The organism is Amycolatopsis sp. NPDC028719 (genome assembly GCF_055565395.1).
Map to the genome: position 1 here is coordinate 413789 of NZ_JBVHUL010000003.1, position 22177 is coordinate 435965.

Consider the following 22177-nt stretch of genomic DNA (forward strand, 5'->3'; position numbering starts at 1 on the left):
CCTTCTCCCCCGACCCCCCCCCAACCACGACCACCTCCCCCCCTCTTCCCTCCACAACAACCACCCCCTCCCCCACCCCCCCCCCCCCGAGCCGGAAACCTCAGCCCTTGAGGTCGGCCGACAGGCGCAGGGCGTCGTCGGCGATCGCTTCGATCAGGTTCTTGTCCTTGTGCTTGGCGTAGAAGTCGGCCAGCACGATCGTCGTGTTCGTGCCGTCCACCCGCGAGGCGAACGCCGCGTCCGCGCCGCTGACGCTCGGGACGCCGGAACCCGTGAACGTCTTGTCCTTCACCAGGTCCGTGACGTTGCCGGTGTTGTCCCGCTCGGTCAGCGCCTTGAGCTCCTTCGCCTTCGTCGAGTCCGGCATCCCGACCAGCACCACCGACACCAGCGCCTTCGCGCCGCCCGACTCCGTCGTGTAGAGCGCGCGCACCAGGGACTGGCACTCGTTCTCCTGGAAGAAGTCGTGCGTCTTGCCGTACGACTTCGACGCGCACTCGTTGGACTTCGCCGGCCCGGCGACCATCGTGAACTGGTACTTCCCGGTGTTCTGGGCCGGCGGCTGGGCCACCGGCTCGTCCCCGGCCGAGTCGTGCCGGATCAGGAACCAGAGCAGTCCGGAGACGACGGCGATCGCGACCAGTCCGGCGCCCCTGAGCAGCAGGGACCGGGTGTCGCGCACCGGCGGTCCCGGCGCGGGGGGCCGGGGCTGCGGGGGCACCGCGCCCAGCGGGGCCGTGTCGGACGGGCCTGGGGTGAAATGCGCACCAACCACGGGGCCATACGGTAGTTCACCGCCTCGGCCGCGTTCACTCGAATGCACGTAAGACGCGTTCGACGTCGTCAGCGGTGTTGTAGAGGTGGAATCCGACCCGCACCCGGCCGCCGCGGACGCTCGAGACGATCCCGGCCGCCGCGACCCGCTCCGGATCGGCGTCGAGTGAGACGATCGCGGTCCCGCGCGGGGGCAGCCCGAGCTTCTCGAGCAGCTGGTCGGCCAGGCCGGTGTTGTGCGCCGCGACCTGCGCGAGGTCGAGACCGTCGAAGTACTCCAGCGCCGCGGCCGCGCCGACCTGGGCGAGCCAGACCGGCGAGAGGTCGAACGCGCGGGCGTCGCCGGCCAAGCGCAGCGGGAGGCCGTAGACCGTGGCCCACGGGTCCTCTCCCGCGTACCAGTTGGCCGCGACCGGCCGGGTGCGCTCGTGCGCGTCCGGCCGCACGGCGAGCCACGCGCAGCCGCGCGGGGACAGCAGCCACTTGTAGCCCGCCGCGATCACCCAGTCCGCCCACGCGACGTCCAGGGGCAGCCAGCCCACGGCCTGGGTGGCGTCGAGCAGCACCGCCGCCCCGGCGGCTTCGGCGGCCGCCCGCAGCGCGGGGAGGTCGACGATCCGGCCGTCGGCGGACTGGACGACGCTCACCGCGACGACGTCGTGGCCGTCGACCCGCTCGGGCAGCAGCTCCAGCGGGACCTCGGTCACCGTGACGCCGGGGGTGGCCGCGAACGGGAAGGTCACGCTGGTGAAGTCGCCTTCGGCGGCGAGGACGCGGGTGCCGGCGGGCAGCGCGGCGGCGACGTTGGCGGCCAGCTGCGAGACCGACGCGCCGATCGCGACGCGCCCGGGGTCGACGCCGAGCAGGCGGGCGAACCCGGCCCGGGACCGGTCGACGTACCGGTCGAACTCCCCCGGCCGGGTCGCGCCGGTGCGCCACCGTTCGACCGACTCGGCCACCGCGGCAGCCACCGGGGCCGGCGGGATGCCGACGCTGGGCGTGTTCAGGTATCCGGGCGGGACGGCGAAGTCGGTTCCGAAGGCGCGCATGCCGTCGAGCCAAGCAGATCCGCGCGACACAGTTCACCCCTTACAGCAGCGCGGTGACGTCGGCGTAGCTCGGCGGGACCAGCGGCAGCTCACCGCCGCCCCGGATCGCCAGGACCGTCGCGGCCGCCGCCGCGAGGGCCATCCGGTACGGGAGCGAGCCGAGGCTGACCCGCGCGACGCCCAGCTCCGCCAGCCCGGCGAAGGTGACCTTGCCGGGCAGGAACAGCAGGTTGACCGGGAGGCCGAGGCCGACGATCCGCTCGACGTCCGCCGGGTCGGCCAGGCCGGGCACGAAGAGGCCGTCGGCACCGGCAGCCGCGTAGGCCTTGCCGCGTTCTTCGGCGGTTTCGATCGCGTGGTCGCCGGACCAGTGGGTGTCCGTACGGGCGTTGACGAACAGGCCCGGCACGCGGTCCTTCACCGCCTGGACCAGCCTGGCCTGGACTTCGACCGGGGCGAGCGAGCCGTCGGCCCGGCCGTCCTCGAGGTTGACGCCGACGGCGCCGGCGTCGGCCAGCTCCTCGGCCAGGTCGGCGACGGCGGCGGGGTCGGCGCTGAAGCCGTCGGCGATGTCGACGCTGACCAGCACGTCGAGGCGGGCCAGGCGGCGGGTCAGGGCGACGGTGGCGTCCCGCGTCGAGGGAGCGCCGTCGGGCTCACCGGTCGCCGCGGACACGCCGAGGCTGGTGGTGCCGAGGGCGCGGAAGCCCTGGGCGGCGAGGAAGGCGCCGACGCCGAACTCCCACGCGTTCGGCAGGAGCAGCGGTGTGCCGGGGAGGTGGAGGGCACGGAATTCGTCCATGACCCGAACCTAGGAGCGGGACGCTTCGGCGAGCGCCGAAGCTCAAGCCGACGCGGGGGTGTGCTCCGCGTCGTAGGCGTCCCGGGACTCCTGGACCGCCGTCATGTGCTGCCGCGCCCACTGGTCCAGCATCTCCAGCGGCTCGGACAGGTTGCGGCCCAGCGTCGTCAGCTCGTACTCCACCTTCGGCGGGATCACCGCGTACGCCGTGCGGGTCAGGATCCCGTCGCGGACCAGGCTGCGCAGCGTCTGGGTCAGGACCTTCTGCGAAATCCCGTCGACCCGGTGCCCGATCTCGGTGAACCGCAGCGGGCCGTCCTTGAGGGCGCCGACGATCAATACCGTCCACTGGTCGCCGATGCGGTCGAGCAGCTGGCGGGTCGGGCAGTTGCGGTCGTACGGGTTCGACAGCACGGCGTCTCCTCACTCTCCCGGGGAGAGTAACACGCCGTTCAGACAGTGTCCGCCATCAGCGTGCCGACCAGGACGCGCAGGCACCTGCGGCCACTTCATGAGGCCGCGCGCACCCCGGCCGCGTCGACCAGCCCGGCGACCACCTGCCCGATGAAGCGGCCGAGGAACCGGCGGTAGAACCAGCCCGTGCCGGGGATCTTCGCCGTGAACGTCGAATGCCAGTGGATCTCCGTACCGCCGTCGGCCGGGGAAAGGTCGACGTGGGCGACGTAGTCCCGCAGCGGCAGGCCGTGGTCCAGCGCGTAGCCGAACCGGCGGCCGGGCTCGAGCGCGACGATCTTCTCGTACGAGCGGATGCCGCCGGTCCGGAACAGGCGGACGGCGCCGAGGCCTTCGGGCTCGCCCTCGCCCTCGCGGACCAGCTCGAACGAGCCCAGGGGCGACCAGCGGGGCCAGCTCGCGCCGTCCCGCAACAAGGCGTACACCGTGTCGGCGTCCGCAGCCGCCACCCCGCGGACCGAGATTCTCTGTACCATTTGGTACGTGTACCATTTGGTACATGATCGACGCAAGCCCGCGCGCGAAGCTCCTCCACGCGGCGATCGACCACATCGCCCACCACGGCGGCGCGGACCGGAGCCTGCGGGCGCTGGCCACCGCGCTCGGCACCAGCCACCGCATGCTGATCTACCACTTCGGGTCCAAGGAAGGCCTGCTCACGGCCGTGGCGCGGGAGGTCGAGGCCCGGCAGCGGGCGGCGCTGGCCGAGCTCGACCCGGCGGAGTTCTGGCACCGGCTGACCGCGGACGACCTGCGGGCCAACGAAAAGCTCTTCTTCCAGCTCTACGGCCAAGCCCTCGGCGGCACGCCGGGAACCACCGAGTTCCTCGACGGCGTCATCCAGGACTGGCTCGGCCCGATCGAGGCGCTGCTGGCCGAGCGGGGCGTCCCCGAAGCCGACCGGCCCGCCCACGCGCGGCTCGGCCTCGCCGTCACGCGCGGCCTGCTGCTCGACCTCGTCACGACCGGCGACCGCGGCGCCGTGAACGCGGCGATGGAGGCGTTCCTCGCGCTGTCCGAGCGCGCCTTTACAAAGCCCGAACACTAGGCGGACGCCCTCCGAACACCGCCCCGCGAAAGTTCTCCCCGCAAGCACCTCACCCAAGGGAGACACGATGCGAGGAACCACCTGGACGCGGCTGGCGCTGGCGGGCTGCGGGAGCGCGGCCTGCCTGCTGGTGGCGGCGCCGCTGGCCTCGGCCCAGACGACGTCGCCGGCGCCGGTCGCGCCGATCACGCTCAGCCCCGAGGAGTCGCAGCAGGTCTGCTCGGACTGGGTGCCGAAGCTGCAGAAGAAGGCCGACAACCTGAAGACGCGGATCAACGGCGGCGCCGAGATCACCGGCTCGGTCGCCAACCTCAAGGCCCGGGCCGCCGACCAGCGCGCCAAGGGCCACACCCAGCGCGCCGACCAGCTCGACCAGCGGGCCACCAAGCGCCAGGGCCGGACCGGGGAGATCGACGCGGCCAAGCAGAAGCTCGACGCCTTCGCGTCCGCGCACTGCAAGCCGGCCAAGTGAGGGGCGCGAGGGTCGCGGCGGCGGTCGGGGCCGCCGCGCTCATCGCGCTCGGCTGCTCGGCCTGCCGCGACAACCTGATGGGGTCGCCTTCCGACAACGCGCCCGCGTCGTCCGAGCTGAGCGGGATCGAGTCGACGCTCAACGGCATCGAATCCGACATGAACAGCGATGGCTCGCCCTGACCGGCTAGCGTCTCCCCACTGACGGAGACGGGAGCAGGCATGGGGTCACCGGGACGCGGCCTCGTCCTCGTGGTCGAGGACGAGGCCGCGATCGCCGAACTGGCGGCGCTCTACCTCAAGCGCGACGGCTTCGGCGTGCACGTCGAGGCCGACGGCGGCCGCGCGCTGGACGCCGTCCGGCGGCTCAAGCCGGTGGCGATCGTGCTCGACATCGGACTGTCCGGAATGGACGGTATCGAGATCTGCAAGGCGCTGCGTGCGGCCGGGGACTGGACGCCGGTGCTGTTCGTCACCGCGCGCGACGACGAGCTGGATCGCCTCCTGGGCCTGGAGATCGGCGCCGACGACTACCTGACCAAGCCGTTCAGCCCGCGGGAGCTGGCCGCCCGGGTCCGGACGGTGCTGCGCCGCGCGTCGGGGGCGGCGCCGGCCCCCACGGCGTTGACCGTCGGCGGCGCGCGCGTCGACCTCACCAGCCGCCGCGCCTGGGCGGGCGACGTCGAGATTTCCTTGACATCCACCGAGTTCGACCTCCTCACGCACCTGCTCCGGCACCCGGGGCAGGTGCTTTCACGCGACCAGCTGCTGAGCGCCGTCTGGGGGTACGCCGCCGCGGCGGGCACGCGCACGGTGGACGTCCACGTGGCGCAGCTGCGGGCGAAACTGGGGGCGTCGAGTCCGATCCGGACGGTGCGCGGCATCGGCTACGCGGCGGACCCGGCATGAGAGGAACCCTGGCCGGGCGGATCACGCTGGTCTGCCTCGCGGTCGCGGGCGTGGCGGTGATCGTGGCCGGGCTCGTCGCGGCCCGGCTGATCCGGACCACGGCGGACAACGTGCTGCAGTCGTCGCTGGCCGCGCAGGCCGACGTCGTCGCGTCGCAGCTCGACGAGACCGGCATCGGGAACCGGCTCGGCGTGGGCAAGGTGGCCGACGTCGTGCGCGGGCAGGGCATCTCCGTCGTGGTCCGGCGCGCGGGTGGCGGCCAGGCGGCCGGGGACGCGGTCGCCGTGCAGGCCGCGGGCAAGCTCGGGCTCGGCGGGGACCACTCCGGGCGCGTCACCGCCGGGGGTGCGCAGTACCTGGTCGAGACGCGGGTGGTCGGGACGCGCGGGGCGGCGTTCGCGCTGGTGCAGCCGGCCCGCAGCGCTGAAGCGACGCAACGAGCGTTGGTGCGCAACATCGCGCTCGCGCTGGGCATCGGGCTGCTGGTGGCGGCGCTCGCGGGCTGGTTCTCGGGCCGGCTGCTGGGCCGTCCGCTGCGGCGGGCCGCGCTGGCCGCGGGATCGCTGCGCGCCGGGCGGCGGGACGTCCGGGTGCCGGTGGAGGGGCCGCGCGAGGTCGCGGAGGTCGCCGGGTCGCTGAACTCGCTGGCCGACGCGCTGGCGATGAGTGAAGCGCGGCAGCGGGACTTCCTGCTCTCGGTGTCGCACGAGCTGCGGACGCCGCTGACCGCCGTGACCGGCTTCGCCGAGGCGATCGCGGACGGAGTCGCATCCGGTGACGACGCCGTGCGCGCGGGTCGGACGATCCAGCGCGAGGCTGTGCGGTTGGAACGCCTGGTGACGGACCTGCTGGAGCTGGCCCGGCTGGGCGCGGACGAGTTCCGGCTGGATCCGGCCCCGGTGGATCTGGCCGCTTTGGTCCGCGATTGCGCGGAGGTGTGGCAGCTGCGGTGCGCGCGGGAGGACGTGCGGCTGTCGGTGTCGGCGCCCGCGTCCCCGGTGCCGGTGGTCGCCGACGCGCGGCGGCTGCGTCAGGTCGTGGACGGGCTGGCGGAGAACGCGCTGCGGGTGACCCCGGCCGGCGCGCCCATGGTGTTTTCGCTGTCGGTGTCCGGTTCCTCGACTTCGCTTTCCGTCCGCGACGGCGGGCCGGGCCTGGCCCCGGAGGACTACCCGGTGGCGTTCGAGCGCGGGGTACTGAACGCGCGTTACCGCGACCGCCGTCCGGTCGGGTCCGGCATCGGCCTGGCCCTGGTCCACGGCCTGGTCACCCGCATGGGCGGAACCCTGACCGCCGGCCCGGCCCCGGAGGGCGGCGCGGCCTTCACGATCACCTTCCCCCTCACTCGCTGAACACGTGTCGACCTTCCCACCACGAGTGATGCCCCTCCAATCACGCGTGATGCCTCCCTGATCACGCGAGATGCCCCGCCGCGCACGGGACCTGGTGTGCGGTATCGGGCATCACCTGTGATTGAGCGGGCATCACGCGTGATTGGAGGGGCATCACGTGTGATTGGGGGGACGACACGGGTGGTCGTTAGGGTCGGGGGATGGAGATGCTGCACCTGCGCTACTTCGTCGCGGTCGCCGAGGAACTGAACTTCTCCGCCGCCGCGCGGAAGCTGCACATGGCCGCCTCTCCGCTCAGCCAGCGGATCAAGGACCTCGAGCACGAGCTGGGGCAGCAGCTGTTCGACCGCAGTACCCACCACGTCACGCTCACCGCCGCCGGGACCGCGCTGCTGCCGCTCGCCCGGGACGTCCTCGAGCAGGTCAGCGCCATTCCGTGGCGGCTCGAGGAGGCGACCCGGCCGCAGCGCAGCACCGTCTTCCTCGGCATGCCCGCCGGCGTGCACCCCGACCTGCGGGACCGCGTCAACGCCCTCGCCGAGCGGGTCAAGGCGCGCTACGAGCTCAAACGCTGGCCCGGCACCACCGCCGACCTCGTCCAGGGTGTGCACGAGGGCAAGCTCGCGCTGACGCTGGCCCGGCTGCCGATCAGCGACCCGGCGCTGGAGCAGGTGCCGGTGATGTCGGAACGGCTCGGCGCCGTCGTGCCGGCCGACCTGTTCGCCGGCCGCGACTCCGTTTCCGTGGCCGAGCTGACCGAATTCCCGTACGTCGCCTCACCTGGGGAGATCGTCCCGGCGTACTTCGACCAGCTCGACCACCAATTGAACGAACTCGGCGTCAAGAAACGCATCCGGCTGACCAACACCGGCTACGGCGGGACGTCCGAAATCATTTCCAGCGGCGAAGCATTTTCCATTTCCATGCTCGACGAAAAAAGCCCGATGCACGGTTACCGGCTCGACAACGTCATCGTCCTGCCGTTCACGGATTTCCGTCCCCAGCTGGACACCGGCCTGCTCTGGCGCCGCGATCGCATCGACGGCGACCTGCGGGAACTCGTCGAAGCCGCGAAAGACATCTTCGCCGAGCCGCTGATCAGCTGAGAATGGTATGACCACTGCGGTCACACCATTGTTCGTATCATGATCATTCCCTTTCGCGGAGTACGCGCCTACGTTCGTAAGTAGAGCGAAACAGCAAGGCGCGAAAGGACGAACGATGACGGACACCAGCACCGCGACCGGCCCGCTGGACGGCGTGCGCGTGATCGACCTCTCGACCGTGGTCATGGGCCCGTACGCGGCCCAGATCCTCGGCGACCTGGGCGCCGACGTGATCAAGATCGAGTCCCCCGCGGACACCGTGCGGGTGGGCCAGTACCGCACCACGCCGGGCATGACCCCGCTGAACCTGAACGTCAACCGCAACAAGCGCAGCGTGGCCCTCAACCTCAAGGACGAGACCGAGCGCGAGCAGGCGCTGAAGCTGATCGACACCGCCGACGTCCTGATCACCAACATGCGGCCCGGCGCACTGAGCCGGCTCGGCCTGAACTACGCCGACGTCGCCGAGCGCAACCCCCGCCTGGTCTACGCCCACGCGCAGGGCTTCCGCGGCGACTCCCCGCAGGCCGGCAACGCCGCCTACGACGAGACCGTGCAGGCGTCCTCCGGCCTGGTCGACGTCGCCAACCGGGCGCTGGGCGAGCCGGTCTACCTGCCGACGATCATCGGCGACAAGGTGTCGTCGCTGACCATCGCCTACAGCGTGCTCGCGGCGCTGGTCCACCGCGACAAGACCGGGCAGGGCCAGCAGATCGAGATCCCGATGACCGACACACTGCTCGCGTTCAACCTGGTCGAGCACCTCGCCGGGCACACCTACGAGCCGGCCGAGGGCCCCACCGGCTTCGCGCTGTCGATGACGAAGGGCCACGCCGCGGTCCGCACCAAGGACGGCCTCGCCTGCGTGATCCCCTACAACCCGGCCAACTTCCGCGACTTCTTCGCCGCGGCCGGGCGCCCGGACCTCGCCGCCGACCCGCGCGTGAACGGCGAGGCCATCGACCGCGCCGACAACGAGTGGCTGAGCGAGCAGATCGCGGCGTGCGCCCCGGCGCTGACCACCGAGGAGTGGGCCGAGGTCTGCGCGAAGCACAGCATCCCGATGGCGCCGGTGCTCGAACTGGACCGCGCGCACGAGGACCCGTACGTCCGCGACGGCCACCTGCTCGACACCGTCGAGCACCCGAGCGAGGGCGCGATCCGCACGGTCGGCATCCCGGTGAAGTTCTCCGCGACGCCCGGCTCGATCCGCCGGCTGGCCCCGCTGGCCGGCCAGGACACCGCCGAAGTCCTCGCCGAGCTGGTCTGACCAACTCCGCACTTTCACGTGAAAGTGCAGCGGAGGTGCCGCCTCCGGATCACTTTCCTGGGGAAAGTGGCGTCAAGGAAGTGTGAAGTCATGAGTGAAGTACGTACTGAACGGGTCGGCAGCACCCTGCTGATCACGATCGACCGGCCGCAGGCCCGCAACGCGGTCAACGCCGCGGTGGCGGCCGGGCTGGCCGCCGCGCTGGACGAGCTGGAGCACGACGCCGCGCTCCGGGCGGGCGTCCTGACCGGCGCCGAGAACACCTTCAGCGCCGGCATGGACCTCAAGGCCGCGCTGAAGGGCGAGTCGCCGGAGATCCCGGGACGCGGGTTCGGCGGCCTGACCGAGGCCGAGTTGGCGAAGCCGCTGATCGCCGCGGTCGAAGGGTTCGCCATGGGCGGCGGGTTCGAACTCGCGCTGGGCTGCGACCTCATCGTCGCCGGGGAAACCGCGAAGTTCGGCCTCCCCGAGGTCAAGCGCGGCCTGATCGCCGCCGGTGGCGGCGTGCTCCGGCTGCCGAAGCGGATCCCGCACCACCTGGCGATGGAGTTCCTGCTCACCGGCGAGCCCGTCACCGGCCGTCGCGCCGGCGAGCTGGGCCTGGTCAACCGCGTGACGCCGGACGGCGACGCCGCCGCCGGCGCGCTGCAGCTGGCCGAGAAGCTGGCGGAGAACGCGCCCCTGGCCTTGGCCGCTGTGAAGAAGATCGTGCGTGCCGCGGATCCCGCGACCGTGCAGCGCGAAGAAAACAAGAAACTGATGCAGTCCCACGACGTCCGCGAGGGCATGACCGCCTTCGCCGAGTGCCGCAGTCCGAAGTGGACCGGTGAGTGACATGAAGATCGACGAAGTCCGCAGGCACGTGACCACTCCCCTGACCGCCCCGGCGTTCGCGCCCGTGGTCCCGAGGTTCACCGACCGCGAGTACCTGAACATCGTCTACCGCACCGACGCCGACGCCCTGCGCGCCGTCGTCCCGGAGCCACTTCAGGTCGAGGAACCGTTGGTGCGCTTCGAGGTCATGAAGATGGGCGACGTCTCCGGCTACGGCCCGTACACCGAGTCCGGCCAGGCGATCGAGGTCAGCTTCGACGGCGAGCGCGGCGAGTACCTGCACGCGATGTACCTCGACAACTTCCCGGCGACCGCGTCCGGGCGCGAGGTCAGCGCGTACCCGAAGACCGTCGGCAGCCCGGACCTCTACGTCGACAACGGCGTCCTGGTGGGCACGCTGGACTACGGGACGCTCCGGGTGGCGACCGCGACCATGGGCTACAAGCACCACGAGCTGGACGTCCGCGAGGCCGAACGCCAGATCACCGTCCCGACGTTCATGCTCAAGACGATCCCGGGCTACGACGGCGCGCCGCGCGTGCAGGAGCTGGTCCGCACCGAGATCACCGACGTCGTGGTCAAGCAGGCCTACACCGGCCCCGCGCGGCTGCAGCTCTTCCAGCACGTTCTCGCCCCGCTGGCCGACCTGCCCGTGCTGGAGGTCGTCTCCGCGAGCCACATCCTCACCGACCTGACGCTCGCCCCGGTCAAGCCGGTCTTCGACTACCTGAAGGGAGCGCAGTCATGAAGTTCCGCAACGCGGCGGTCATCGGCGCCGGCACCATCGGCCTGTCCTGGACGGCGCTGTTCGCCCACCACGGCCTGACCGTCCGGGTCAGCGACCCGCGACCGGACCTCGCCGACGCCGTCGCCGACGCGCTGAAGACGTTCGCCCCACACCTCGGCACCACTGCCGAAGAACTGGCGAGCCGGGTCCACATCGCCGCCGACGTCACCGAAGCGGTGAAAGACGCGGATGTCGTGCAGGAGAACGGACCCGAGAACGTCGAGTTCAAAAAGGACCTGTTCAAGCAGCTCGTCGCGGAAGCGCCCGAGCACGCCCTGTTGCTGAGTTCGTCGAGCGCCATCCCCTCGACGGCGTTCACCGGCGAGATCGACGGCAGCCGCGTCCTCATCGGCCACCCGTTCAACCCGCCCCACCTGATCCCGCTGGTCGAGGTCGTCCCCGGCGAGCGCACCAGCCGGCAAAGTGTCGAGACCGCCGTCGACTTCTACACCTTCCTCGGCCGGACGCCGGTGGTGGAGCACAAGGAGATCCCCGGCTTCGTCGGCAACCGGCTGCAGAACGCGCTGAGCCGTGAGGCGATCTACCTCGTCGAGCAGGGCGTGGTGAGCCCGGAAGAGCTGGACAAGGTCATCACCCATTCGCTCGGCATCCGCTGGGCGACCGTCGGGCCGTTCCTCGGCTCGCACCTCGGTGGCGGCCCCGGCGGCTACCGGCACATGGCCGAGCACATCGGCAAGTCGATGAAGAAGATGTGGGCCGGCCTGGGCAATCCCAGCCACAGCCCCGAAGAGCAGGAACGGCTCATCGAAGCCGTCGAAAAGGCTTACGGCTCCTCCACGTACTCGGAACTCGCCGAGACGCGCGACCGCAAGCAGCTCGCAGTGTTGACCGCAGTGGAGGAGAACTGACATGGAACCGCTCAAGGACAACCTCACCGCCGACTTCTACGACTTCGAGGCGCTGCTGCCCGACGACGAGCGCAAGCTGCTCGTCAAGGCGCGCGAGTTCATGACCACCGACGTCAAGCCGCTGGTGAACGACAACTGGGAGGCCGGCACCTTCCCGAAGGAACTCATCGGGATGTTCCGCGACAGCGGCCTCGCCGGTCTGCCGTATGAGGGCTACGGCGAGCACCAGCCCGCGGTCAGCCACCTCCTCACCGGCATGATGGCGATGGAGATGAGCCGCACCGACGCCTCGGTCGCGACGTTCTTCGGTGTCCACAACGGACTCGCGATGTACTCCATCTACAGTGGAGGCAGCCAGGAACAGCGTGACCGCTGGCTCCCGGAGATGGCAGCGATGGACAAGATCGGTGCGTTCGCGATGACCGAGCCGCTCGGCGGGTCCGACGTGGCCGGTGGCATGCGCACCACGGCCAAGCGAGAGGGCGACACCTGGATCCTCGACGGCGCCAAGAAGTGGATCGGCAACGCGACCTTCGCCGACTACGTCGTGGTGTGGGCGCGGGACGTCGACGACAACCACGTCAAGGGTTTCGTCGTCGAGAAGGGCACCCCCGGTTTCGTGCCCGAGAAGATCCAGGGCAAGACCGCGTTCCGGATCGTCGAGAACGCCGAGATCACCCTGACCGGCGTCCGCGTGCCGGAGGCGAACCGCCTGCAGGGCATCAACTCCTTCCGCGACGTCGCCGAGATCCTGCGCGCCACCCGCGGCGGCGTCGCCTGGCAGGCACTCGGCGTGATGATCGGTGCCTACGAGGCCGCGCTGGCCTACGCCCAGGAGCGCACGCAGTTCGGGCGCCCGATCGCCCGCTTCCAGCTGGTGCAGGACCTGCTCGTGAAGAGCCTCGGCGACATCACCGCGTCGTGGGGCATGCTCGTGCAGCTCGCCCGGCTGCAGGACGCGGGGATCTTCAAGGACGAGCACTCGTCGCTGGCCAAGGCGTTCGTCACCTCCCGCATGCGCGAGGTCGTCGCCTGGAGCCGGGAGATCTTCGGCGGCAACGGGATCGTGCTCGGCTACGACGTCGCGCGGTTCTTCGCCGACGCCGAAGCGATCTACTCGTTCGAAGGCACGCGCGAGATGAACACCCTGATCGTCGGCAAGGCGATCACGGGACAGTCCGCGTTCGTCTGAACACTCAGTTGACGCAGCCGGCGGCCGCCGAGGTCGCCGGCTGCTTCGTGTCCGGCGCCCGGGTGGCGCTCGTCGCGGCCACCGGCTTCACCCCGCCGGCGGTGTCGTCGCCCGAAGCCTGGACCTCGGGAGTGCTGATCGCCGTGCGGACGAACTGCTGGACCTGCGCCGGGTCGACCTTCACCGCGTCGCCGTCCGACGGCGTGGACAGCGAGAGGCTCTGCACCGGGATCGTGGCGAACGCGATCGCCCCCGAGCTCATCCCCCGCAGCTGCTGCGCGAAGCTCAGGACGTTCCAGCCCCTGTCCAGCACCACCGCGCCCTGCACCGCGCTGACCAGGGCGTTCAGCTTCGACACGTCGGTGAACGTGCCCGCGCTCAGCACCTTCTTCGCCATCCCGGACAGGAACGCCTGCTGCCGCGCGATGCGGTCGAGGTCGCCGTTGGCCAGGCCGTGGCGCTGCCGGACGAACGCGAGCGCCTGCGCGCCGGAGAGCGTCTGCGGGCCGGCCGGGAAGGCCGCGCCGGAGTAGCTGTCGTGCACCGGCGCCTTGAGGCAGACCTCGACCCCGCCGACGGCCCGCGACAGCGCGTCGAAGCCGGCGAAGTTGATGGCCGCGTAGTGGTTGATCGTCAGCCCGGTGAACTTCTCGATCGTCTGGATCGTGGTCTTCGCGCCGGCCTCGTTCGCCGCGACCTCCAGCTGCGGGCCGGACAGGCCCTGGGCGCGCAACCCGGACATCGAGGCGTTCTTGCCGCGGCTGTACGCGGAGTTGATCTTGTGCTTGCCGTACCCACCCGCGATGTCCACATAGGAGTCACGCGGGATCGAGATCGCCGTCGCCGCCGCGCCGCCCGCCGGGATGTGGACCACGATCATCGTGTCGGTGGTGTCGCCGCCGTCGTCGCCGCCCCCCGCGTGGAACGCGTCGAGCAGGCTCTGCGGCAACGGGTTGCCGTAGGTGTCGGTGCGCGCGTCGATCCCGACGAGCAGGATGTTCTGGGCGACCTTCAGCGGTTCCCCGGGCGGCGTGTCGTCTTCGTCCACCTGCGCCGCGGGCGGGATGACGTCGGCGGTGACGAGACCGTCGTCGAGCTTGCTCAGCTGCGACCAGGCGTACCCGGTGGCGCCGAGCACCAGCGCCGACACGACGCCGAGCGCGACCCGCACGCCGATGCGACGCCCTCGGGACGACAGCAGCACGACACTTCCCCTTGCTTCCCTGTGGTGAACCTCCGACCCCTCCTTCGAGGATCACCGGGTTAGCTGGGAATCAGCTGAGAAACTTGTTGAAAGCTCGTGACGCTGCCCGATCGGCCGAGCCGAATCCGGCTGATCGGCCGATTTCGCGACGCAAAGTACCGGCACGCACACGAAAACGTGCTGTGGCGGTGGCCACAACGTCCGGCTAGCGCGGCATCCTGCGCCAGATCGCGCGCGGCAGCAAGCGCATTCCGAAGAAGACCGGACGGAGTACGCCGGGCACCCAGGCGACCCCACGGCGCTTGCGCAGCGCGGCGACGGTCGCGTCGGCCACCTGGTCCGGCGTGCTCGAGAACGGCGCCGGGCTCATGCCCTCGGTCATCCGCCCGATCACGAAGCCCGGGCGGACGAGCAGCAGGTGGACGCCCGAACCGTGGAGAGCGTCGGCGAGGCCGCTCGCGAAGCCGTCGAGGCCGGCCTTCGCCGAGCCGTAGACGTAGTTGGCGCGCCGCACCCGGATCCCGGCGACGGACGAGAACACTACGAGGCTGCCGTGGCCCTGGGCGCGGAGCAGCTTCGCGGCGTGGGTCAGCACGCCGACCTGGGCGACGTAGTCGGTGTGGACGATCGCGGCGGCGTGAGTGGCGTCTTCTTCGGCGCGGGCCTGGTCGCCGAGGATGCCGAAGGCGAGCACGACGACGTCCAGCGGCCCGTGCTCGGCGGCGATCTTCTCCAGGAAGGGGCCGTGGGCGGCGAGGTCGTCGGCGTCGAACTCGGCCGTTTCGACGGTTTCGGCGCCGGCTTCGCGCAGGGCGGTCGTGGCGGCGGTCAGATCCGCACCGGGGCGGGCGGCCAGCACGAACCGCCGGTGGTCCGCGGCCAGGCGTTCCGCCACGGCCAGTCCGATTTCGCTGCGTCCGCCCAGCACCAGCACCGTTCCGCTCACGGAGGCAGTCTCCCAGCCCGCGACGGCCGTGCTGCGGGCACCCGCCCCGAGGTCCTCGGCGGAAGCGGCCCGCGGAACCCGCTCCCCGCCGCGCGTGTGCGCTAGCGTGCCCGAGTGGGTCACGCTCCGGATTTCGAGACGGTCGTCGCGCGGCACCGGCGGGAGATCCAGGTGCACTGCTACCGGATGCTCGGCTCGCTGAGCGACGCCGAAGACCTCGCCCAGGAAACTTTCCTGCGCGCCTGGAAGGCCCGGGACCGGTTCGAAGGCCGGGCCAGCGTGCGGACCTGGCTGTACCGGATCGCGACCAACGCCTGCCTCGACGTCCTCGCCCGGCGGCCGCGGCGGGTGCTGCCCGATCAGCTCGGGCCCGCCGGCGAGCCCGACGGGCCTCTCCCGGCCGCCGATCTGCCGTGGCTCGAGCCCGTCCCGGACCGGTTGCTGGACGAGGCCGGGCCGGACGCCGTCGTGGTCGAGCGGGAGACCATCGAGCTCGCTTACCTCGCCGCCGTCCAGTACCTGCCGCCGCGGCAGCGGGCGGTGCTCGTCCTGCGGGACGTCCTCGGCTGGTCGGCGAAGGAGACCGCGGACCTGCTGGAGACGAGCGTCGCGTCGGCGAACAGCGCGCTGCAGCGCGCCCGGGCGACGCTGCGTGAACGACTGCCCGCGCGCCGTACCGAGTGGACGGCCGGCGACGCGACGGCCCAGGAAACCGCGCTACTCAAGCAGTTCATCGCGGCTTATGAACAGGGCGATCCCCAAGCGGTCGCCCGGCTGCTGCACGCGGAGGCCCGCGCGGTCATGCCGCCCTACGAGCTGTGGTTCGCGAGTGCGGCGTCCATCGTCCGGGCGTTGTCGCTGTCGCTCGACCCCGCGTCACCGCACTGCGTCGGCCGCTTCCGGATGCGGGTGACGCGCGCCAACCGCCAGCCCGCCGTGGCGACCTGGCTCCGGCGCCCGGGTGCGGACGAGTACCGCTGGTTCGGGGTGTCCCTGTTGACGATCGAACACGGATTGATCACGGAACTGGCCGCGTTCGAGTCCGTTCCGGCGGCGGTGTGGGGGCTGCCGGAGACGTGGCACGACGAGTGAGCCCGCTGAGCGGCATGCGCATTCGGTAGTGCCTCAATCACCCGCGAAGGGCGCGAAAAAACCCGGGCGGGTGATTCACGGGAATCACCCGCCCGGGCGCACACCAGCCGGAAAGAAATTCTTCCGATTTCGGTGTTTCGCTTCCTGGCCGCCGGGAAGAGGTCACCGGCGGCGGATCAAGCAGCTCGGTGCCGCTGCGGCGCGGTGCGCGTCAACCGGCGTCGGTCCTCGGCGGTGGTCCCGCCGAAAACACCGTGGTCCAGGCCGTTGTCGAGCGCGTAGCCGAGGCATTCGGCGCGCACCGGGCAGCGCGCGCACACGGCCTTCGCCTGCGCCGTCTGCCGGGCGCCGGGGCCCACTGCGGAGATCGGGAAGAACAGTTCCGGGTCCTCGTCCTTGCAGGCCGCGAGGTCCGCCCAGCCCGTCATCGTGGCTTCCATTTCCTTCGTTCACCTCCCTCTGCTTCTACTGTTTCCCATTGTCGTCGCGCGTCAACCGACTTGACCGCGGCGGACGCGCGAGCGTATCCGCGTGGGTCAAGGGGGTTTTGGCTTCGGTCCCCGGCTCACCCTCCGGGCAACCAAGACTGCAACACATGAGAGTACGCCTTCCTTCCCGGGATCTCGATGTCGATCACGTCACCCGATCGGCGAGATCGCGCTCGAGCGTGACCCGCACGAGGGCCGCGGCGAGGTGGGCCAGCTCACCCGGATCGACGAGCTTCGCGAGCCGCCCCGGCTGCGTCGGCAGACGGAGCTTTTCCGCACCCTGCAAGGCTTTCCGGTCCAGGTGCGGGCGAAACTCCGGCCACACCAGCTGCACCTCGCGGGTGAAGATCTCGGCCCCCACCGGCCCGAGCCGCGGCACCTTCGCCAGCATCCGGGCCAGCGTCCGGAATTCGCCGTTCGCGGCCTCGCGCACGCGTCTCAGGTCGCCGCCGTGCTCGTCGAGCAGGTACCGGGCCCCCTCGCCGAGCGCCGTCGCCGTCTGTTCGTCGTAGCGCTTGTAGTGCGCGCGGCCGAGCGCGTCCACGCGCTGCTGCCACGTCGCGTCCGCCATCGCCCGGGCCGTGCCCATCCCCGCGGCCCGCAGCTCCCGGGCCGCGTCGACGGCGATGCCGGCCCGAATCCGGGTCGAGAGCAGCACCGACAGCACGAGCAGCCGGTACAGCGGCGCCGGCTGGTCGGCGAGCTTGATCCCGGCCTCGGCGGCGTACGTCGGCCCGGCCTCCTCGAGCAGGCGCCGGACCGTGTCTCGCTGGGTCATCGGGTTCGGGTACCCGAGATGCCCGCACCCATTCGTCACCGGTCGTCACCGATCCGGAGCAGTCCATTACTCCTCTCGAGCAGTCTTGATCGAATCGTTACACGTAGCGGTCACCTCACCGCACTTGTTCCAGTGGAGGGCGAGGGGTGGTGAGGGGTCCGTGTGCGCTGACGACGATTTCGACGCGTTCTTCCGCGCCGACTTCCCGCAGCTCGTGGCGTTCCTGTGCAAGGCCGGGTTCGAGGCCGGGCTGGCCCGCGACATCGCCACCGAGGCGATGCTGCACGCGTTCGAGGTGTGGCCGCCCCTCGAAGACCCGCGGGCCTGGGTCCGCCGGGTCGCCGGGCGGCTGCTCGCCGCGGTCCACGACGCCCGCACGGACTGGACCCCGGATGGCGACCCGGCCGAAGACGAGAAGCTGGCCGCCCTGGTCGACCAGCACGCGGAGCTCATCGACCTGCTCGCGTCCCTCCCCGGCCGGCAGCGGATGGTCCTCGCCTGGTCCCTCGACGGCTTCACGCCCACGCAGATCGCGACGGCGCTGCGCATCGCCCCCGCGACCGTCCGCTCCAACCTCCGCCACGTGCGGGAACGCCTCAGGCGCCACCGGGCCGCACGGCCCGGCGACCAGCGGGACAGGGAAAGGTGAGCACCATGCCGGCAACCGAGTACGGGGACCCCGCGATCACCGAGCTGCTGCGGGAGTCCAACGCCGCGCTGCACGACTCGCTGCGCGTCGGCCTCGACGTGGAGGGCACCCTGCTCCGGGTGCGCAGCCGTGCCCTCGTCCGGGAGATCGCCGCGGCGCAGCCCCCGGAGGCCTTCCCCTCGCACTGGCGGCGGCACGACGAGCCGGTGGCCGACGCGATCGCCGGCGACCACGCCGCGACCGCCCGCCTGCTCGCCACCATCCGGCCGCTGGTGGTGCGCTACTGCCGGGCGCGCGTCGGCCGGCACGAACGGTCGTTCGCCTCGGCCGACGACGTCGCCCAGGAGGTGTGCGTGGCCGTGCTGACCGCGCTGCCGTCCTACCGCGACCAGGGCCGCCCGTTCCTCGCGTTCGTGTACGGCATCGCCCAGCACAAGGTCGCCGACGCGCACCGCGCCGCGGCCCGCAACCACGCCGACCCCGTCCCGGAGGTCCCCGACGGGGTGTCCGAAGCGGACGGACCGGAGCAGCACGCCCTGCGGTTCGAGCTGAACGAGCGGCTGGCGCGGCTGCTGGACGTGCTGCCGGCGAAGCAGCGCGAGATCGTCGTGCTGCGGGTGGTCGTCGGGCTGTCCGCGGAGGAGGCGGCCGGGGCGGTGGGCTCGACGCCCGGCGCCGTCCGCGTCGCCCAGCACCGCGCGCTGCTGCGGCTGCGAAGACTGCTGACCGGCGAAGAGGGGTCGTGATGCCATGAATGAGTCATTCACTGCATCGGACGAGGTGAATGGGTCATTCACTGCATCGGCGCCGCCGGAACTCTTGCCGGGCGGGGTCGGCTTCGGTGCGCGAGTCGGTGCCGGCCGCTCCCGACGTCGAACAAGCTGCCACGCGCGACACTAGCGCCGCACGTAGTCGAGGACGAACTGCTCCAGGGCCGCCGCCGGCCCTTCCTTCGACTCGCGGGCCAGCAGCATGAACTCGATGTCGCCGGGCTCGGGCAGGCCGTCGAGCTCGACGAGGTCGCCGGGCACCAGGCTGCGCGCGTGCAGGGTGACGCCGAGCCCGGCCGCCGCCGCGGCCCGCAGGCCGGTGAGGCTCGACGTCTGGCACGCGGCCCGCCACTCCAGCCCCGCGCGTTCGAGGCACTCCACGGCGAGCTGCCGCGTGATCGACGGCATCGGGTACTGCACCAGCGGCACCGGCTGGCCGGGCTCCAGCACCGTCGCGGCCGAGCCGATCCAGACCAGCGGCTCCCGCCAGAGCAGCCGGCCGTGGTGCGTGCCCGGGCGGCGCTTGCCCAGCACGAGGTCCAGCTGACCGGCGCGCAGCCGCTGCGCCAGGACGTCCGAGAGCTCGACGGTCAGCTCGACGTCCACCAGGGGGTGACTGCGGCGCAACCGGTGCAGGATCTCCGGCAGCTCGCCGAGCGCGAAGTCCTCCGAGACGCCGAACCGCACCCGCCCGCGCAGCTCGGCCCCGCGGAAGTGCCGCTCCGCGCGTTCCTCCGTGTCGACGATCGTCTGCGCGAACCCCAGCATCGCCTGGCCGCGCGCAGTGAGCTCGACGGTGTGGGTGTCACGGGCGAAGAGCAGCCCGCCCGAGTCGCGCTCCAGGCGCCGGACGTGCTGGCTGACGGTCGGCTGGCCGACCCCCAGCCGCCGCGCGGCCGCGGTGAAGCTGCGCGTCTCGGCGACGGCGAGGAACGAACGGCACAGGCGCGGGTCGAGCACCCGGCCACTTTATCGCGATCCGCGATGACAGTCAGTCTGGTCATCGGGGTTCACAATGAGCACGGCGTCGCCGAGAATTGATCCGGAAGGAGATCCATGTCCCGGTTTCGTCTCGACCCGTTCGTCGTCGCCATCCTCGCCACTGTCGGGGTCGCCACGCTGCTGCCCGCTTCGGGCGCGGTCGCCGACGGTTTCAGCACGGCCACCACGATCGCCGTCGGGCTGCTGTTCTTCCTGTACGGCGCCCGGTTGTCCCCCCAGGAGGCCCTGGACGGGCTGCGGCACTGGCGGCTGCACGCGGTCGTGCTGGCCGCGACGTTCGTCCTGTTCCCGCTGCTCGGCCTGGCGCTGTTCCTGCTGCCGCCGTCGGTGCTGCCCGCGCAGCTCGCCGCCGGGGTGCTGTTCCTGGCCGTGCTGCCCTCGACCGTGCAGTCGTCGATCGCGTTCACCTCGATCGCCCGCGGCAACGTCGCGGCGGCGATCTGCAGCGCGTCGCTGTCCAACCTGGCCGGGATCGTGCTCACGCCGCTGCTGGTGGCGCTGCTGTTGTCGGGAGACGGTGCCGGGGTCGACGGTTCGGCCGTGCTCGGAATCGTGCTGCAGCTGCTCGCGCCGTTCGTCGCGGGCCAGCTCGCGCGGCGCTGGATCGGCGCGTGGATCACGCGTAATTCGGCGCCCCTCAAGCTGTTCGACCGCGGGTCGATCCTGCTGGTCGTCTACACGGCGTTCAGCGCGGGCATGGTCGAGGGCATCTGGCACCGGCTCGACGTGACGCACCTGCTCGTGCTCGCCGGCGTCTGCTGCGTGCTGCTCGCGGCGGTCCTGGGCGCGACCGGGTGGGGCGCTCGCGTGCTGGGCTTCGCCCGCGCCGACCGGATCACGATCGTGTTCTGCGGGTCGAAGAAGAGCCTGGCGAGCGGGTTGCCGATGGCGACGGTGCTGTTCGGGCACGCGCAGGTGGGGTTGATCGTGCTGCCGCTGATGCTGTTCCACCAGATCCAGCTGATCGTGTGCGCGACGCTGGCCCGCCGGTACGCGTCCTCGGCCGCGCCGGAACTCGTGCCCGCCTGACCGATGAGTTTACCGGGCGGCGCCGGTCGGTACCGGTGACCCTCTACCGGAAGGCGCCACCATGGCCAAGGTCCTCTACCACATCACGATGGCCCTCGACGGCTTCGTCGCCGGCCCCGCCGGCGACATGACGTGGCTCGCCGGCCTGCACGCCGGGCCGAACCCGGTCGTCGAGCGAGTGGTCGGCGGCATCGGCGCGATCGTGATGGGACACAACACGTACGCACCGGCGACGACGGCGGAGGGCAAGGTGTACGGCGGCCGCTGGAACGGCCCGATCTTCGTGGTGACCCGCTCGGCGGCGCCTTCGCCGGGCTTCACCCTGGTCGAGGATCTCGGCGAGGCGGTGACGGCGGCGTCAGCGGCGGCCGGCGACGGGTACGTCGCGGTGCTGGGCGCCACGACGGCCCGGCGCTGCCTCGAAGCCGGCCTGCTGGACGAGGTGCTGGTCCACGTGGCACCGATCCTGCTCGGCGACGGCGTCCGGCTGTTCGACCACCCTGGTGGGACGCGGGTGCGGCTCGAGCCCGTGGAGCTGAGCTGCACCGGGTCGATCGGCAACTTCTGGTACCGGGTGGCGTGAGCGGCCACTGTCCATTGTGTACAGGTGGTCGCCGACGGCGTTCGAACGGAATCCGTACCTTCACCGGGGCCGGGGCGACGGCTTCCGCAGTTCCTCGGCGAAAATGGCGTCCACGCGCCGGTTTGCCCGGCGCAGGACCCGCGCCGCCGCGCGGAGTACCAGGCCCAGTGCCAACGCGAGCAGCAGGGCCAGGCCGATGGGCGCGAGGTTCGCCACGAGCGCCTCCCGGTACTGGTGCGCCAGGTAGCCCAGGCCCGCCCCGGCGGTGAGTGCGTCGAGCAGCGCCAGCCGGAACACGTGCGGGCCGTGCGGGGTGGCTCGCGGAGCCGTGACCATCGCCCACCCTCCCGCCGTTCCGTTCAGCGGTGACGCCCTTGCAAGGTAGACGAGCTTGCGCCGGTCGGCGGCCATTTCAACCTGTTTGGCCTACCGGATCTCCCCGGATGGCCGCTGTGATAACTTGAAGCGAACTGGGTCTTCTGTGCGAATGCAAATCCCCGTGCCGCCTGCGCGCCGGGGCCAGGGGGCGGTAGCTCAGTTGGTTAGAGCAGGGGACTCATAATCCCTTGGCCGCGGGTTCGAGCCCCGCCCGCCCCACCCGAGGCGGGATTGCTGTTCGCAATCCCTGCGGGATTGCTCCCGGTGCCCGCGGTATCCACCCGGGGACAACCCCCGGACCCGGCACGTGGTGGTCCCGTT

General features: G+C 71.5%; 27 protein-coding genes and 1 tRNA gene. 17 read left to right on the plus strand and 11 right to left on the minus strand.

Features of this window, described 5'->3' with window-relative positions; all coding sequences use genetic code 11:
- Positions 1 to 100: 100 nt before the first annotated feature.
- From ACZ4TR_RS15830 to ACZ4TR_RS15850, 5 genes are all read right to left on the minus strand, one after another.
- Positions 101 to 682, minus strand: coding sequence for a hypothetical protein (locus tag ACZ4TR_RS15830; protein WP_465287702.1), 582 nt, complete (start codon positions 680 to 682; stop codon positions 101 to 103).
- A 127-nt stretch (positions 683 to 809) separates the two neighbouring features.
- On the minus strand, positions 810 to 1823 hold the full coding sequence (locus ACZ4TR_RS15835) for an aminotransferase class V-fold PLP-dependent enzyme (protein WP_465287703.1): 1014 nt from the start codon (positions 1821 to 1823) through the stop codon (positions 810 to 812).
- A 40-nt stretch (positions 1824 to 1863) separates the two neighbouring features.
- Positions 1864 to 2625 (minus strand): isocitrate lyase/PEP mutase family protein, encoded by a 762-nt coding sequence (locus tag ACZ4TR_RS15840; RefSeq protein WP_465287704.1) that lies wholly within the window; start codon positions 2623 to 2625, stop codon positions 1864 to 1866.
- Positions 2626 to 2667: 42 nt separating this feature from the next.
- Complete coding sequence (locus ACZ4TR_RS15845; protein ID WP_364520913.1) at positions 2668 to 3039, minus strand: winged helix-turn-helix transcriptional regulator; 372 nt, start codon at positions 3037 to 3039, stop codon at positions 2668 to 2670.
- 95 nt (positions 3040 to 3134) lie between these two features.
- Entirely contained in the window at positions 3135 to 3575 is a 441-nt protein-coding gene (locus ACZ4TR_RS15850) for an SRPBCC family protein (protein ID WP_465287705.1), read from the minus strand.
- A 23-nt stretch (positions 3576 to 3598) separates the two neighbouring features.
- Between ACZ4TR_RS15850 and ACZ4TR_RS15855 the strand changes: the two genes are divergently transcribed.
- The 11 genes from ACZ4TR_RS15855 to ACZ4TR_RS15905 all read left to right on the plus strand — a co-directional run bounded on the left by ACZ4TR_RS15855 (position 3599) and on the right by ACZ4TR_RS15905 (position 12937).
- A complete protein-coding gene (locus ACZ4TR_RS15855; RefSeq protein ID WP_465287706.1) occupies positions 3599 to 4147 on the plus strand; it encodes a TetR/AcrR family transcriptional regulator in 549 nt (182 codons plus the stop codon).
- A 67-nt stretch (positions 4148 to 4214) separates the two neighbouring features.
- Complete coding sequence (locus tag ACZ4TR_RS15860) at positions 4215 to 4619, plus strand: hypothetical protein (protein WP_364520908.1); 405 nt, start codon at positions 4215 to 4217, stop codon at positions 4617 to 4619.
- Positions 4616 to 4801, plus strand: coding sequence for a hypothetical protein (locus tag ACZ4TR_RS15865; RefSeq protein ID WP_465287707.1), 186 nt, complete (start codon positions 4616 to 4618; stop codon positions 4799 to 4801). The genes ACZ4TR_RS15860 and ACZ4TR_RS15865 overlap by 4 nt, the downstream gene beginning before the upstream one ends.
- 39 nt (positions 4802 to 4840) lie before the next feature.
- A complete protein-coding gene (locus ACZ4TR_RS15870) occupies positions 4841 to 5527 on the plus strand; it encodes a response regulator (protein WP_465287708.1) in 687 nt (228 codons plus the stop codon).
- The gene (locus ACZ4TR_RS15875; protein WP_465287709.1) at positions 5524 to 6879 is read left to right on the plus strand and encodes a HAMP domain-containing sensor histidine kinase; all 1356 of its coding nucleotides are present in this window, start codon (positions 5524 to 5526) and stop codon (positions 6877 to 6879) included. Before ACZ4TR_RS15870 ends, ACZ4TR_RS15875 begins: the two co-directional genes overlap by 4 nt.
- Before the next feature lie 200 nt (positions 6880 to 7079).
- Positions 7080 to 7985: a LysR family transcriptional regulator gene (locus ACZ4TR_RS15880; protein WP_465287710.1), complete on the plus strand. Its 906-nt coding sequence runs from the start codon at positions 7080 to 7082 to the stop codon at positions 7983 to 7985.
- Between the two features lie 115 nt (positions 7986 to 8100).
- Positions 8101 to 9255, plus strand: a complete 1155-nt coding sequence (locus ACZ4TR_RS15885) for a CaiB/BaiF CoA transferase family protein (RefSeq protein WP_465287711.1) — start codon at positions 8101 to 8103, stop codon at positions 9253 to 9255.
- A 90-nt stretch (positions 9256 to 9345) separates the two neighbouring features.
- Positions 9346 to 10089: a crotonase/enoyl-CoA hydratase family protein gene (locus ACZ4TR_RS15890; protein WP_465287712.1), complete on the plus strand. Its 744-nt coding sequence runs from the start codon at positions 9346 to 9348 to the stop codon at positions 10087 to 10089.
- Position 10090: 1 nt separating this feature from the next.
- Complete coding sequence (locus ACZ4TR_RS15895) at positions 10091 to 10837, plus strand: acetoacetate decarboxylase (RefSeq protein ID WP_465287713.1); 747 nt, start codon at positions 10091 to 10093, stop codon at positions 10835 to 10837.
- Positions 10834 to 11745, plus strand: coding sequence for a 3-hydroxyacyl-CoA dehydrogenase NAD-binding domain-containing protein (locus ACZ4TR_RS15900; protein ID WP_465287714.1), 912 nt, complete (start codon positions 10834 to 10836; stop codon positions 11743 to 11745). The genes ACZ4TR_RS15895 and ACZ4TR_RS15900 overlap by 4 nt, the downstream gene beginning before the upstream one ends.
- 1 nt (position 11746) lies before the next feature.
- A complete protein-coding gene (locus ACZ4TR_RS15905) occupies positions 11747 to 12937 on the plus strand; it encodes an acyl-CoA dehydrogenase family protein (RefSeq protein ID WP_465287715.1) in 1191 nt (396 codons plus the stop codon).
- 4 nt (positions 12938 to 12941) lie between these two features.
- Here ACZ4TR_RS15905 and ACZ4TR_RS15910 read toward each other — a convergent pair whose 3' ends face one another.
- On the minus strand, positions 12942 to 14141 hold the full coding sequence (locus tag ACZ4TR_RS15910; RefSeq protein WP_465287716.1) for an LCP family protein: 1200 nt from the start codon (positions 14139 to 14141) through the stop codon (positions 12942 to 12944).
- 205 nt (positions 14142 to 14346) lie between these two features.
- Positions 14347 to 15087, minus strand: coding sequence for an SDR family NAD(P)-dependent oxidoreductase (locus ACZ4TR_RS15915; RefSeq protein ID WP_465287717.1), 741 nt, complete (start codon positions 15085 to 15087; stop codon positions 14347 to 14349).
- Between the two features lie 114 nt (positions 15088 to 15201).
- Here ACZ4TR_RS15915 and ACZ4TR_RS15920 point away from each other — a divergent pair, with 114 nt between their 5' ends.
- Positions 15202 to 16179 carry an RNA polymerase subunit sigma-70 gene (locus ACZ4TR_RS15920; protein ID WP_465287718.1) on the plus strand — a complete coding sequence of 326 codons (978 nt, stop codon included), beginning with the start codon at positions 15202 to 15204 and terminating at the stop codon, positions 16177 to 16179.
- A 176-nt stretch (positions 16180 to 16355) separates the two neighbouring features.
- On the opposite strand, the gene ACZ4TR_RS15925 is transcribed toward ACZ4TR_RS15920, so the two are convergent.
- Both ACZ4TR_RS15925 and ACZ4TR_RS15930 read right to left on the minus strand, forming a co-directional pair.
- On the minus strand, positions 16356 to 16619 hold the full coding sequence (locus ACZ4TR_RS15925) for a WhiB family transcriptional regulator (RefSeq protein ID WP_364520886.1): 264 nt from the start codon (positions 16617 to 16619) through the stop codon (positions 16356 to 16358).
- A 193-nt stretch (positions 16620 to 16812) separates the two neighbouring features.
- A complete protein-coding gene (locus ACZ4TR_RS15930; RefSeq protein ID WP_364520884.1) occupies positions 16813 to 17445 on the minus strand; it encodes an endonuclease in 633 nt (210 codons plus the stop codon).
- A gap of 160 nt (positions 17446 to 17605) precedes the next feature.
- Between ACZ4TR_RS15930 and ACZ4TR_RS15935 the strand changes: the two genes are divergently transcribed.
- Together ACZ4TR_RS15935 and shbA are read left to right on the plus strand one after the other, a co-directional pair.
- On the plus strand, positions 17606 to 18094 hold the full coding sequence (locus ACZ4TR_RS15935; protein WP_465287719.1) for an RNA polymerase sigma factor: 489 nt from the start codon (positions 17606 to 17608) through the stop codon (positions 18092 to 18094).
- A 146-nt stretch (positions 18095 to 18240) separates the two neighbouring features.
- A complete protein-coding gene (gene shbA, locus ACZ4TR_RS15940) occupies positions 18241 to 18840 on the plus strand; it encodes an RNA polymerase sigma factor ShbA (RefSeq protein WP_465288118.1) in 600 nt (199 codons plus the stop codon).
- A 150-nt stretch (positions 18841 to 18990) separates the two neighbouring features.
- On the opposite strand, the gene ACZ4TR_RS15945 is transcribed toward shbA, so the two are convergent.
- Positions 18991 to 19824 carry a LysR family transcriptional regulator gene (locus ACZ4TR_RS15945; protein WP_465287720.1) on the minus strand — a complete coding sequence of 278 codons (834 nt, stop codon included), beginning with the start codon at positions 19822 to 19824 and terminating at the stop codon, positions 18991 to 18993.
- A 96-nt stretch (positions 19825 to 19920) separates the two neighbouring features.
- Between ACZ4TR_RS15945 and ACZ4TR_RS15950 the strand changes: the two genes are divergently transcribed.
- Both ACZ4TR_RS15950 and ACZ4TR_RS15955 read left to right on the plus strand, forming a co-directional pair.
- The gene (locus ACZ4TR_RS15950) at positions 19921 to 20895 is read left to right on the plus strand and encodes a bile acid:sodium symporter family protein (protein ID WP_465287721.1); all 975 of its coding nucleotides are present in this window, start codon (positions 19921 to 19923) and stop codon (positions 20893 to 20895) included.
- Positions 20896 to 20956: 61 nt separating this feature from the next.
- Positions 20957 to 21478: a dihydrofolate reductase family protein gene (locus ACZ4TR_RS15955; protein ID WP_465287722.1), complete on the plus strand. Its 522-nt coding sequence runs from the start codon at positions 20957 to 20959 to the stop codon at positions 21476 to 21478.
- 60 nt (positions 21479 to 21538) lie between these two features.
- Here the strand turns inward: ACZ4TR_RS15955 and ACZ4TR_RS15960 are convergent, their stop codons facing one another.
- Complete coding sequence (locus ACZ4TR_RS15960; protein ID WP_465287723.1) at positions 21539 to 21814, minus strand: hypothetical protein; 276 nt, start codon at positions 21812 to 21814, stop codon at positions 21539 to 21541.
- Positions 21815 to 22001: 187 nt separating this feature from the next.
- Here ACZ4TR_RS15960 and ACZ4TR_RS15965 point away from each other — a divergent pair.
- Positions 22002 to 22075 (plus strand) — tRNA-Ile (locus ACZ4TR_RS15965).
- Positions 22076 to 22177: the final 102 nt, after the last annotated feature.

Coding starts and splice junctions, on each gene's coding strand:
- ACZ4TR_RS15835 (WP_465287703.1), bottom strand. CDS start 1,823: ATGCGCGCCTTCGGAACCGACTTCGCCGTCCCGCCCGGATACCTGAAC.
- ACZ4TR_RS15840 (WP_465287704.1), bottom strand. CDS start 2,625: ATGGACGAATTCCGTGCCCTCCACCTCCCCGGCACACCGCTGCTCCTG.
- ACZ4TR_RS15850 (WP_465287705.1), bottom strand. CDS start 3,575: ATGGTACAGAGAATCTCGGTCCGCGGGGTGGCGGCTGCGGACGCCGAC.
- ACZ4TR_RS15855 (WP_465287706.1), top strand. CDS start 3,599: ATGATCGACGCAAGCCCGCGCGCGAAGCTCCTCCACGCGGCGATCGAC.
- ACZ4TR_RS15860 (WP_364520908.1), top strand. CDS start 4,215: ATGCGAGGAACCACCTGGACGCGGCTGGCGCTGGCGGGCTGCGGGAGC.
- ACZ4TR_RS15870 (WP_465287708.1), top strand. CDS start 4,841: ATGGGGTCACCGGGACGCGGCCTCGTCCTCGTGGTCGAGGACGAGGCC.
- ACZ4TR_RS15875 (WP_465287709.1), top strand. CDS start 5,524: ATGAGAGGAACCCTGGCCGGGCGGATCACGCTGGTCTGCCTCGCGGTC.
- ACZ4TR_RS15880 (WP_465287710.1), top strand. CDS start 7,080: ATGGAGATGCTGCACCTGCGCTACTTCGTCGCGGTCGCCGAGGAACTG.
- ACZ4TR_RS15885 (WP_465287711.1), top strand. CDS start 8,101: ATGACGGACACCAGCACCGCGACCGGCCCGCTGGACGGCGTGCGCGTG.
- ACZ4TR_RS15890 (WP_465287712.1), top strand. CDS start 9,346: ATGAGTGAAGTACGTACTGAACGGGTCGGCAGCACCCTGCTGATCACG.
- ACZ4TR_RS15895 (WP_465287713.1), top strand. CDS start 10,091: ATGAAGATCGACGAAGTCCGCAGGCACGTGACCACTCCCCTGACCGCC.
- ACZ4TR_RS15900 (WP_465287714.1), top strand. CDS start 10,834: ATGAAGTTCCGCAACGCGGCGGTCATCGGCGCCGGCACCATCGGCCTG.
- ACZ4TR_RS15905 (WP_465287715.1), top strand. CDS start 11,747: ATGGAACCGCTCAAGGACAACCTCACCGCCGACTTCTACGACTTCGAG.
- ACZ4TR_RS15925 (WP_364520886.1), bottom strand. CDS start 16,619: ATGGAAGCCACGATGACGGGCTGGGCGGACCTCGCGGCCTGCAAGGAC.
- ACZ4TR_RS15930 (WP_364520884.1), bottom strand. CDS start 17,445: ATGACCCAGCGAGACACGGTCCGGCGCCTGCTCGAGGAGGCCGGGCCG.
- ACZ4TR_RS15950 (WP_465287721.1), top strand. CDS start 19,921: ATGTCCCGGTTTCGTCTCGACCCGTTCGTCGTCGCCATCCTCGCCACT.
- ACZ4TR_RS15955 (WP_465287722.1), top strand. CDS start 20,957: ATGGCCAAGGTCCTCTACCACATCACGATGGCCCTCGACGGCTTCGTC.
- ACZ4TR_RS15960 (WP_465287723.1), bottom strand. CDS start 21,814: ATGGTCACGGCTCCGCGAGCCACCCCGCACGGCCCGCACGTGTTCCGG.